Origin of the sequence: Escherichia sp. R1 (assembly GCF_003000935.1) — a bacterium.
Classification (GTDB): domain Bacteria; phylum Pseudomonadota; class Gammaproteobacteria; order Enterobacterales; family Enterobacteriaceae; genus Escherichia; species Escherichia coli.
Window position 1 is genome coordinate 1 of the sequence record NZ_PSRU01000040.1, and the last position, 10,280, is coordinate 10,280.

19 protein-coding genes and 1 pseudogene are annotated in these 10,280 nt (G+C 48.2%); 12 read left to right on the plus strand and 8 right to left on the minus strand.

Annotated features, from left to right (window positions below):
- From C4F37_RS25975 to C4F37_RS27460, 7 genes are all read right to left on the minus strand, one after another.
- Positions 1-1,714, minus strand: a 1,714-nt coding sequence (locus C4F37_RS25975) for a RecE family exodeoxyribonuclease (protein WP_134687757.1), incomplete at its 3' end; no start/stop codon positions are given.
- A 93-nt stretch (positions 1,715-1,807) separates the two neighbouring features.
- Entirely contained in the window at positions 1,808-1,999 is a 192-nt protein-coding gene (locus C4F37_RS25980) for a DUF1482 family protein (RefSeq protein WP_001070259.1), read from the minus strand.
- Entirely contained in the window at positions 1,996-2,184 is a 189-nt protein-coding gene (dicB, locus tag C4F37_RS25985; RefSeq protein ID WP_000854558.1) for a cell division inhibition protein DicB, read from the minus strand. Before dicB ends, C4F37_RS25980 begins: the two co-directional genes overlap by 4 nt.
- Before the next feature lie 568 nt (positions 2,185-2,752).
- Complete coding sequence (gene ydfC, locus C4F37_RS25995) at positions 2,753-2,971, minus strand: protein YdfC (RefSeq protein WP_001171946.1); 219 nt, start codon at positions 2,969-2,971, stop codon at positions 2,753-2,755.
- A gap of 29 nt (positions 2,972-3,000) precedes the next feature.
- Positions 3,001-3,129, minus strand: a complete 129-nt coding sequence (ydfB, locus tag C4F37_RS28185) for a protein YdfB (protein ID WP_000344933.1) — start codon at positions 3,127-3,129, stop codon at positions 3,001-3,003.
- Between the two features lies 1 nt (position 3,130).
- Positions 3,131-3,286: a DUF1391 family protein gene (locus C4F37_RS26005; RefSeq protein WP_000379575.1), complete on the minus strand. Its 156-nt coding sequence runs from the start codon at positions 3,284-3,286 to the stop codon at positions 3,131-3,133.
- 292 nt (positions 3,287-3,578) lie between these two features.
- Complete coding sequence (locus C4F37_RS27460; protein ID WP_001420344.1) at positions 3,579-3,917, minus strand: LexA family protein; 339 nt, start codon at positions 3,915-3,917, stop codon at positions 3,579-3,581.
- 391 nt (positions 3,918-4,308) lie between these two features.
- On the opposite strand from C4F37_RS27460, the gene C4F37_RS26015 reads away from it, so the two are divergent.
- The 9 genes and pseudogenes from C4F37_RS26015 (at position 4,309) to hokD (ending at position 8,501) form a co-directional block, all read left to right on the plus strand.
- Positions 4,309-4,551, plus strand: a complete 243-nt coding sequence (locus C4F37_RS26015) for a Cro/CI family transcriptional regulator (protein ID WP_000747951.1) — start codon at positions 4,309-4,311, stop codon at positions 4,549-4,551.
- Positions 4,535-4,960, plus strand: coding sequence for a toxin YdaT family protein (locus C4F37_RS26020; protein ID WP_000693850.1), 426 nt, complete (start codon positions 4,535-4,537; stop codon positions 4,958-4,960). Before C4F37_RS26015 ends, C4F37_RS26020 begins: the two co-directional genes overlap by 17 nt.
- A gap of 71 nt (positions 4,961-5,031) precedes the next feature.
- The gene (locus C4F37_RS26025) at positions 5,032-6,102 is read left to right on the plus strand and encodes a hypothetical protein (RefSeq protein ID WP_001262390.1); all 1,071 of its coding nucleotides are present in this window, start codon (positions 5,032-5,034) and stop codon (positions 6,100-6,102) included.
- A gap of 40 nt (positions 6,103-6,142) precedes the next feature.
- On the plus strand, positions 6,143-6,565 hold the full coding sequence (locus C4F37_RS26030; RefSeq protein WP_001151150.1) for a DUF977 family protein: 423 nt from the start codon (positions 6,143-6,145) through the stop codon (positions 6,563-6,565).
- Positions 6,566-6,622: 57 nt separating this feature from the next.
- Complete coding sequence (locus tag C4F37_RS26035) at positions 6,623-6,979, plus strand: hypothetical protein (protein WP_000403785.1); 357 nt, start codon at positions 6,623-6,625, stop codon at positions 6,977-6,979.
- Positions 6,980-7,072: 93 nt separating this feature from the next.
- Positions 7,073-7,255: a DUF7167 family protein gene (locus C4F37_RS26040; RefSeq protein ID WP_001550964.1), complete on the plus strand. Its 183-nt coding sequence runs from the start codon at positions 7,073-7,075 to the stop codon at positions 7,253-7,255.
- Positions 7,248-7,424 carry a hypothetical protein gene (locus C4F37_RS27620; RefSeq protein ID WP_000753060.1) on the plus strand — a complete coding sequence of 59 codons (177 nt, stop codon included), beginning with the start codon at positions 7,248-7,250 and terminating at the stop codon, positions 7,422-7,424. The genes C4F37_RS26040 and C4F37_RS27620 overlap by 8 nt, the downstream gene beginning before the upstream one ends.
- Positions 7,421-7,737: pseudogene (locus C4F37_RS27625) on the plus strand (hypothetical protein). The gene C4F37_RS27620 and the pseudogene C4F37_RS27625 overlap by 4 nt, the downstream one beginning before the upstream one ends.
- Positions 7,738-8,345: 608 nt before the next feature.
- Complete coding sequence (gene hokD / locus C4F37_RS26060; protein WP_000813254.1) at positions 8,346-8,501, plus strand: type I toxin-antitoxin system toxin HokD; 156 nt, start codon at positions 8,346-8,348, stop codon at positions 8,499-8,501.
- Between the two features lie 41 nt (positions 8,502-8,542).
- Here hokD and C4F37_RS28315 read toward each other — a convergent pair whose 3' ends face one another.
- A complete protein-coding gene (locus C4F37_RS28315) occupies positions 8,543-8,722 on the minus strand; it encodes a hypothetical protein (RefSeq protein WP_001112736.1) in 180 nt (59 codons plus the stop codon).
- On the opposite strand from C4F37_RS28315, the gene C4F37_RS26070 reads away from it, so the two are divergent.
- The 3 genes from C4F37_RS26070 to C4F37_RS26080 all read left to right on the plus strand — a co-directional run.
- Positions 8,669-8,941 (plus strand): hypothetical protein, encoded by a 273-nt coding sequence (locus C4F37_RS26070; protein WP_023141427.1) that lies wholly within the window; start codon positions 8,669-8,671, stop codon positions 8,939-8,941. The genes C4F37_RS28315 and C4F37_RS26070 overlap by 54 nt on opposite strands.
- A gap of 1 nt (position 8,942) precedes the next feature.
- Positions 8,943-10,001 (plus strand): DUF968 domain-containing protein, encoded by a 1,059-nt coding sequence (locus C4F37_RS26075; protein ID WP_001550965.1) that lies wholly within the window; start codon positions 8,943-8,945, stop codon positions 9,999-10,001.
- The coding region (locus C4F37_RS26080) for a RusA family crossover junction endodeoxyribonuclease (RefSeq protein WP_106106739.1) at positions 10,002-10,280 on the plus strand (279 nt) is incomplete at its 3' end. It lies immediately after the preceding gene.

Sequence of the window (10,280 nt, forward strand, 5' to 3'; positions counted from 1 at the left end):
ACTCTTCATCGAATGTTTCCTGGTATGTTGCGTCGCCCATCACCGCGCCACAATCAGGGCAGTTGCCGCCGCCGGTCTGACCGCAGGCGGTGCAGACTTTTTCCACTTCCTGTTGCGCCACTGGTTCGGATTGTTTCGTTTCTGGCTCGTTTTGTAACGCATTTGGGCTGTTTTGTTCCGCTTTTTGGTCGTTCCGTTCCGATTCATGCTGGTTCTGGTTCACAGAATCGCGAGTCTGGATCCCTTTGACCCATTTCGGATCATTAGGGTCGCTAATCCCCTCAACAAATTCACCACGCGATACAGCAAGTAACTTATCGGCGTCAGGCTGGCTGATATTGGCTGCCTGCATAATTTTGTTTACTTCGTCAGCGGTGACTTTTACTTGGTTAGCGGAACTCACCTGCGACTGAGCATCCAGCGACTGCGCGTTCTGGCCATGTTCAGTTGTATCCGGTTCCATTGTTTCAGTTGTTGCCTGTTCACCTGCCATTGCGTCAGATGGTTGTGGTTTTTCTTCTTCTGTTTCACGCTCAGTAACCACCTCGCGGTTAATTTCTTCCAGGATATCTTTTTCCGGCGTATGCCGGGCAGCTGTGAGAGTTTCCTTGCTGGGGTTCTCGTGATCAGTTTCCGTCAAATAGGCGTTGATATACCCCTGAAGGCGTCCCGGGTAGTGATAAAATTCAGGGTGTGCGCTTCGGATAAGTGCAAAAATAGCGGCGCGGGAATAGTCCAGAATACCCGGGGTTGCACGAAGTGCTGCGGACCATTCTTTGAACGGACTTTCTTTGTTCAGGACTACTTCTTTTGCGCGACGATAAACGCTGCCCGGAATTTCATAAATATTAAAATCCATCGGAAGTGTGGCTGCTGCAATCTCCACATCCAGTGTGTCGAGGGTGTGTACTAAATTCGGATTGCGATCGGTTTTGTTCCCACCGCCAGCATTAGCACCGGAAGCCGTGCGGGTGATGCGTGAAACACGATTTCCTTTCATCCACTCTTTTGTCAGCAAACCCCGATCAGTGTAGTCAGCGTCTAGGTATGCTTCGAAAAAAGCAGTTATTAGTCCCAGGTCTGAATTACCAGGATTAGGGAAAACTTTGTCAGTGTCACGAACCAGTTTGTGGAGGTCGCGAATCTCCAGCGAGTCGAGCAGACTGGTTTTATGCGAAATAGCCAGGGCAGTAACAGCCGGTAGTTCTTCAGCCCGTGCAATGTGTAATGCCTGGAGTTCGTCGCGTGAAACGTGCGTTACTGGTTTTTCGCTGCCGTGTTGAGCAAGCCAACGAATGGGCAGTTCCTGACCGGAGACAGGCAGAAGCATGCTCTCCTCAATCTCAGTCATGGCTTCGCCGTTGATGTTGGTATTGTCAGTGCTGGCTGGTTTGTCCTGAACAGAGGGGGAAGGGCCGATAAATGTCATTGTGATGCCATCTTTCCCGCCTTTTTCATAGCGGTTGCAGAATTCAGTATCAAACACGCCTTCTGGCGGAAGGTCGTCAACAACGGGCAAATTGACGCGGACGGGTTTTTTAAAGTCGTCTTCATCATAATCGTTGTCATCCATTGCGGTAATGCAGCGGGAGATTGCAACAGATAATTTTTTTGCTGTAGTCCAGTAAAAACCACCTTTAATTCCTAGGCGTTTTCTTACTTTGTCATTTTTTGCTTCGCAATATAGTGCAAATTCTTCTTTATCAGTGCTCATTATTGGTAAACCTCATCACAGATTTAAGGGTGAACAAATCTCTGCCATTGCTGACATATAAGAATGAAACTGGATATTTATTACGGTGCTGTTTTAAAATCCTGCCGGGATTTCGTTATTATCCTGGTGAATAACTTTATCGACCGGATAACAGTTGCCTGGAATTTTCTGTTCGGTTGCTGCTGCCATACATTCCTGCATTGTTCTGTGAACACTGACTGCAATATCAACTGACTCTCCGGAAACAAGAAAAACCGTCAGAATAAGTGCAAATACTGGATTCATTGTGCACATCCTTTTGGCATCAGACGTAAACGGGCCAGCATTGAAACAATGCATACTTTATTTAATAACTCCCGTTCGTGTTTTCTTTTGTTAATGGCATCTTCAGTAAATACAGGATTACTGATAGTGACACCAATTTCAAAACAACCTTCAGACGTATTAACGTTTGGTAATAACGTTTTCATTATCGCGCCCTCAACAATGAGTTTTGTGATGCGGTGCCTGGTGCCTCCAGGTGACGTTAACCAGTTAACAATTAACGCCGGATACAGAGAATCCACCCATAACACTGTTTTTGGTTTTAACTGTTCCGCGTGCGCTTAGCCGCATTCACCGCATCACAAAATTCACTTTAAAAAGGGCGGCAGAGCAGTCACGGAGTAAAACTGATACCGCCAAACGTCACCAGAAAATTGATAACAGAGGGCGTTGCAGTGGGGTTGTCACTTAAGCGTATGGTCAACCTGACAACCCGGTGTCCTCAACGGGGGAAGGAATAACCCCGCCATACTTACCGCCGCGCCATTTCGCGGATTGCCACAACCGGAAGCGCACGGTCGACGAAAATTTAACGACAGGCTATCTATGAACCAGCTACCTCGCCGTGCGCTTTCGCGTTATGGTCTGACTTTTCAGGGAAATATCCTTTCAGTAAACTGTCAGTGCCGGATGCTCACCCGTGTCCGGCGCACGCACTCCACCTCACCCGTGGAGAACTCCTTAATTACCAACCTTAGCTTCGTTGGTTATCTATTAACGCGGGTATGTAATCATTCTGGCAATGCTTAATGCCGCTGCTTTTTCCAGCCTGGTGATATCCTGCTCCAGAGCGGACAGATTTTCAGCCTGCTTAGCTCTGGCTTCATTAGCCCATTTCAGATCCTGCGCTGCATTAATTTTCTGGCGCATCCACTCATAAAGTTCATCATCGGTATAGTCTGGCGCGATGATGACGGGTTCTCGTTTCTGCATACTGATTCCTCGCGGTGCTGTTTCGCTTATCAGCCGTTAGATTTTGCCGAACTGGAAAGCGCCTGTTTAAATTCGTTGAAGCTGTGAGCTTCTTCGCCTTCGGCAAGGCCTTCGAAGTATTCTTCGTAAGCCTTTTCCATGATTGTGTCAAAATCCATATCACTCACCTGAGTTTCTTTCCAGCCAGCGACGGGCACCATTTTCGGTTTTAAACGTTTTGCTTTTTGTATACGTCATTGCGGTGAAGGTGCCGTCCTGGTTTGGAAACACGCCGTACACCAGAGATTCGTTGTTGCCAAGATCGATAGTATCCATGCTGACCTCATTTCCCCTTAACGCCGGGGTAGCGGAACAAAAACCTGCTGCATAGTTATTAAAGTTGAACCCTGCCGTCATGTTCTTACGCCTCGGGCTGGCTACTTAACCCCTGACCACTGCCTGGTAACTCGAAGTATTGCCCTGCATTCTGTAGGATGGGGTGAGGGAATGAATGAGGTTTAGAAAAACGAACTTTTCAGGTCAATGTTTTTTTATCAAAACATTTTAAGCAGGCAGCTGTTAAGCCATCACCACGATGGCATACAGTTAATCAAATAGATGAGGTTGGTTAAATATCTTGTTGAATTTTAAAGCATACGCCCAATATGCAAGATAGATCATCCAGCATAATTGAAGGGTAGCGAGGATTCGTGGGGACTAAAAGAATATCCGGCCCTTCTATCTCCAGTTTACGAATGACAGGTGTTGTGGTCCCTTTGGGTAAGGCAAGGACAATATTTCCTGGTTGTACGGTTCGATCGGGATCAACAAAAACTGTTGAACCATTTGGGATGGAAACTCCCCCACCAGATGTTGACATACTGTCACTCTCTAGAACAACTGCAAAGGTATTGACCGGGATTTCTCCGACAAGCTGCACACAAGAGGTTATTGAGGAATTTTTCATATAATCACTCCAGCTTGCTGCCTGCTGAAGTGATAGTAGCGGAACCGTTTTTATCGGCGGTAAAGATAGATCAAGCGAATCACCTGTATTTAACTCTCCTCCATTAAGAAGCCAATTTTCGTTTACTTTCAATATTTTTGCCAGTGAACTTATGTAACGCGAGGACGGCGCTCCTCCACCGTTCATCCATTGACTTACGGAGCCTTTTGATGCGCCAGTGCCATTGACAAGGTCTTTGCCTTTCAGGTTTAGCGCATGCATACGTTGGGTTATGCGTTCAGATATAGTTTGCTTGCTCATGTTTTGATTTTAAAACACAGATGGTTTTGTTTCTTGACTTTCTTTGGTTTTGATTATTAAACTTTTGACGTTCAGTTTTATGGAGCGACTCATGAAAAAATCAGAAGTATTAGGCTATTTTGGCGGAGTTGTTAAAACAGCCGCAGCTCTAGGAACGTCAAAAACCACAGTCAGCATGTGGGGGGAAGAGGTTCCGTGGAAATGGGCGTTGCTAATTCAGGCAGTCACTGCCGGGGCGCTCAAATATGAGTTACACATACCGACGGTTGTCATTCCCGGTTCTGATCATAATCCGCCTTCTAACCAAGGGGGGATTCATGAAAATCAAGCATGAACACATCCGCATGGCGATGAATGCCTGGGCGCATCCGGACGGCGAAAAAGTACCGGCTGCGAAAATTACCAAAGCGTATTTCGAGCTGGGAATGACGTTCCCGGAACTGTATGACGACAGCCATCCGGAAGCCCTGGCTCGCAATACCCAGAAAATTTTCCGCTGGGTAGAGAAAGACACCCCTGATGCAGTTGAAAAAATTCAGGCGTTGTTACCAGCGATCGAAAAGGCAATGCCACCTTTGCTGGTGGCCAGAATGCGCAGCCACAGTTCAGCTTATTTTCGGGAGCTGGTGGAGACGCGGGAGCGACTGGTGAGAGACGCTGATGATTTTGTCGCAGTGGCAATCGCCGGTTTCAATCAGATGAACCGTGGTGGCCCGGCAGGAAATGCTGTGGCAGTACATTGACTGACAATAGCCATATCGAATCGCTTCCGGCAACTCGTGAGTAAAAAGATTCGGTATCAGAAGAGGTGAGTATGGCTAACGCCTGGCTCAGATTATGGCATGACATGCCAAATGACCCTAAGTGGCGAACAATTGCCAGGGTGTCAGGGCAGCCAATTGCAACAGTGATGGCAGTGTATATCCACCTCCTGGTGAGCGCGTCACGAAATGTCACGCGAGGTCACATTGATGTCACGACAGAAGATTTGGCAAGTGCGCTCGACGTGACAGAAGAGGTAATTGATTCAATTTTGCAGACGATGCAGGGGCGGGTACTTGATGGTGATTTAATCACTGGATGGGAAAAACGCCAGGTGCTGAAAGAGGACAACGGCAATATTTCGCAAACCGCAAAATCTCCGGCAGAGCGCAAGAGGGCGCAGCGAGAGAGGGAAAGAAAGCGGGAACAAAATGGCGATTGTCACGGCGAGTCACGAAATGTCACGCACATGTCACGACGAGTCACGACAGATAAAGATACAGATAAAGATACAGATCAAGAAGATCAAAACACTATGGTCCATGGCGTAAAAAACGCCACGAACCAGGCAGGGGATGTTCAGACCGTCACTCCTGGCCAGCCCGCAGGCACGACACCGGAAGCCGATTCAGCGTATGCGCTGAAAGCCGATTCGGGCGCTGTGCAGCAGGTGATGACCGCAAGGCAGGAGCAATCACACCAACTTCAGCAGCCTGAAGCCGATTCCGCCATTCAGCGGGAAGCCGATCGGGTAGTCCCGGAAAACACCGGGCAGCCTGTGGGACGAGTGGATTATCCTGATGTGTTCGAACAGGTCTGGCGGGAATACCCGTTGCGTGCCGGGGCAAACCCGAAGAAATCCGCTTTCAGTGCCTGGAAAGCCAGATTACGCGAGGGGGTGCCACCAGAGGCCATGCTGGATGGCGTGAGGCGTTACGCAAGATACCTTGCGGCTACCGGGAAAACGGGAACGGAATTTGTTCAGCGAGCGACGACGTTTTTTGGACCGGACCGGAATTTTGAAAACCCCTGGCTGCTCCCGGTAAGCGGCACGAACAACCAGCGTTGTGTGAATCATATTTCTGAACCGGATAACGAAATTCCGCCGGGCTTCAGGGGGTAAGTGTTAATTTCTGGTCATGAGGTAATTTTCAGGAGGGCTTGTGGCAAAAGTTTTTACACAAGAAGAGCGGGAAAAAATTAAAGGACAGGTTCTTGAACTCGTACGCCAGAGTGGGCGCGAGACGTTACGACAACTGGAAGCTAAAACTGGGGCAACAAGATATCTGATGAGCGTTCTGGCCAGAGAGCTGGTTGCCAGTGGCGATGTATACAATTCTGGCTACGGGTTATTCCCGTCTGAACAGGCTCGTAAAGACTGGCAAAATGCCCGCAAAAAATTATCGAGGGCAAAGCTGAAGAAACCGGTTGTGGTTGATCCGGACCTTATCTGGTCGTTACCTGACGGAGAAATACGTCGCTACGACAGTCGCCTAAACATAATCTGTCGCGAGTGCCGGAAGAGTGAAGCTATGCAGCGTGTACTGGCTTTCTATCAGGGTAATTTTCAGGAGGCGGTACTGTGAGTGAATTTAGCTATCAGGCTTCAATTACCGCTGGCATTCGCATCAAAGGAGAGGAGCATGGAAATAAAACCAGAGGATGAGTTAAGCAATATCGTTTTATTTCCGGTAAAAGAGGATGACCCTCGTAATCAGGTTAATTTTCTTTATGAGCCATCGGAAAGACCATATTGTCATCACGCCTCTGTCCGGGTTGACGAAAAAGAGCGTCAGGTCCGCTGTAAAATCTGCGGTGCAGTTGTGGAGCCATTTGACTGGATGCTCTCTGTGGCGAAAAGAGAAACCAGACTGGCAGATGATGTAAGGCTCTTGCGTCAGGAGGAGCGGGAAAGGCGAAAAAATATAGAAAAGCTAATTCAGATTGAGCGTAACGCGAAAGCGCGGATACGCAGGGCGACAAAATCCAGAACTGAATAATTAAATTTAGCTCTGTTAAAAATTTAATCCTTAACCGGAGGGATTTCTGCACCCTCAGAACATCAGGAGGCCGCCCGAAAGGGCGGTAGTTAAATGCGAAAGTTTAAAATAATTATTGAAACGGGAATAGCCGGTGGAGATTTCGAGGATGAATTCGAAGTGGATGATGATGCGACGCCTGATGAAATACATGACGAAGCAAAAGATATTTTCTTTAACTACTGCAATTACTCATATCACGAAATAAAAGACAAAGAGGAAGAACAAAATGGCTGATTTTGGTTCAACTAAATACAACGTCAGTTTTGAAGAATGGCATGAACTGTTAATGGACTATGCAGAGTTACGTGGTGGCAGTGCTGCTGATGCTGAAGCATGGCGTGATGATTATGAAGCAGGAAAAACTCCGGTCGAAGCATATTGTGATGAGTGGGGCGATGAATGAGCGAGGTTAATTATCAGGAAGGGCATGAAACGGCGGGGCAAGCAAAAACAGTGGCATGGCGATATCGCTACGTGAAAAAAAAGGCGTTACGGACTTTCAGGGGAAGTAGTGGTCTGGTGACTGGAAATATGTACCGAAAAAAGAGGATTGTAACGACAGGCCGAACTATGAAATTCAGGCCTTATTCACTGCCCCGCCAGTCCCGGTTACATCAGAAGAACTGGTTAAAGCTGTGCACTTTTATGAACAACTAAAACGCGAAAATCCACCAGCATCCGGAAACCTGATTACAGATTCCCAGATAAGGCAATGAGCTACCTGGCGCAGAACGGGCTGATAAGTATGGGGAATGTTTTACGATGAATATTTAGACTAAAGAGTTTGTAACGCTATGTAAGTGATTTTTTCTGGTTTAGATATTTATATGTCCGGCCAAACTGAGGTGTGTTTAAATGTAATTGCACATTGATTGTAGGAGGAATAATGAAAAACGCATTGCAGTTTTTGTTTGTTGCGTTCTGGTTGTTCGTATCATGTATGCCCATCATCTTCACAGCAAGGTATATGGAAAAAGTTGATGTTTTGATATTAATATTTGGATATATAAATGCCCTTTTTTTAGGGGTGTTCATGGCGGTCATGTGCATTGAATACTGGCGGTAAATACAGCGAACGCCATTGGTTTAGTTGGATATTTACTGTGCCGGACAAAAACGGTTTGCGGGGAAATCTTAGTTAAGTAGAATGACTGCGGGTGCTTGAGGCTATCTGTCTCAGGCATGAACACCAAAAGGCAGATAGAGAAAAGCCCCAGTTAACATTACGCGTCCTGCAAGACGCTTAACATTAATCTGAGGCCATATCTATGCGACACATAGAGATTAGCCTCTTACGGACCGAAAGGTCAAGGAGAAGCAGGCTATGAAGCAGCAAAAGGCGATGTTAATCGCCCTGATCGTCATCTGTTTAACCGTCATAGTGACGGCACTGGTAACGAGGAAAGACCTCTGCGAGGTACGAATCCGAACCGGCCAGACGGAGGTCGCTGTCTTCACAGCTTACGAACCTGAGGAGTAAGAGACCTGGCGGGGGAGAAATCCCTCGCCACCTCTGATGTGTCAGGCATCCTCAACGCACCCGCACTTAACCCGCTTCGGCGGGTTTTGTTTTTTCCTGGCATTCTGGTTTACAATTCGCACGTCAGCCTGAACACCTGACACCTGCTGCGCCAGCAGAGAAAACAGATGGCGCACAAAACCAAATTTCACAATTCTGATACCGACCTTGCCATCCGGCATGAGCGGCGTTCACACGCATTTAAAACCGACTGGTACCAACACCCACCATGTACTGAAGAACAGGCCGAATGGCTGATTCATTCTTACCGCAGGCGCGGGTTCGAGGTTAAGAAAGCTCTCAGTCTCGACTATCGGCACTGGATAATCTCTGTCAGGCTGCCTTATTCCGAACGCCCACCACGTCCGTCCCGCACTTTCCAGCAACGGATCTGGAGGTAACGTGCGGGTATTACTTAGACCTGTTCTGGTGCCTGAGCTTGGGCTGGTGGTCCTTAAGCCGGGCCGTGAATCCATACAGATATTTCATAATCCTCGAGTGCTGGTGGAGCCGGAACCGAAAAGCATGTGCGGCCTGCCATCCGGAGTCGTCCCTGCCGTTCGCCAGCCGCTGGCGGAGGATAAATCATTACTGCCATTTTTCAGCAATGAGCGTGTGATTCGTGCTGCTGGCGGCGCTGGTGCACTGTCTGACTGGCTGTTGCGCCATATTAAATCCTGCCAGTGGCCACACGGTGATTATCACCACAGTGAAACCGTCATTCACCGTTATGGTACCGGCGCAATGGTGTTGTGCTGGCACTGCGACAACCAGTTGTGTGACCAGACCTCAGAATCACTTGAGCAACTTGCTCACCAAAACTTGTCAGCATGGATGATTGACGTCATCCGTCACGCAATCAGCGGTACGCAGGAGAGGGAGTTATCGCTGGCCGAATTATCCTGGTGGGCGGTCTGCAATCAGGTGGCTGATGCGCTTCCGGAGTCTGTATTGTGTCGTTCACTGGGATTACCGGTGGAAAAAATCCGCTCCGTATACCGTGAGAGTGACATCGTACCGGGAGAACAGACTGCCACCAGCATACTGAAGCAGCGCACAAAAAATATTGCGCTGCCACTTCACGTCCACCAGCAACAGCCCCCACTCCAGGAAAAGACGTTAGTAAGCATCGCCGTTGATCCGGAGTCTCCGGCTCAGTATCTCCAGCGCCAGAAACCACAACGGGAAGAGATGCCTGTATACACGCGCTGGGTAAAAACGCAGAAATGCATGACGTGCGGTAATCAGGCAGATGATCCGCATCACATCATTGATCATGGCCTGGGAGGTATGGGAACAAAGGCTGATGATTTGTTTGTTATTCCGCTGTGCCGTAAATGTCATAACGAACTGCACGCCGGGGTAAAAGATTTTGAAGAAAAACACGGCAGCCAGCTGTTGTTGCTGATTCGTTTTTTAATGCACGCGAGAAATTCGGGTGTCCTGAAGTGGAAAGCATGAATGACTGAACGCATAGAATTTGTTTTGCCTTACCCGCCGACGGTGAATACCTACTGGCGACGTCATGGCAATACGTATTTCATCTCGGAGGCCGGAAAGCGTTATCGCCGTGATGTGGCGCTAATTGTTCGCCAGCAGCGGCTGAAATTAAACCTGTCCGGAAGGCTGGCGATAAAGGTGATTGCAGAGCCACCGGATAAGCGTCGTCGCGACCTGGACAATATCCTGAAAGCACCGCTGGATGCGCTGACGCATGCGGGAGTGTTAATGGACGATGAG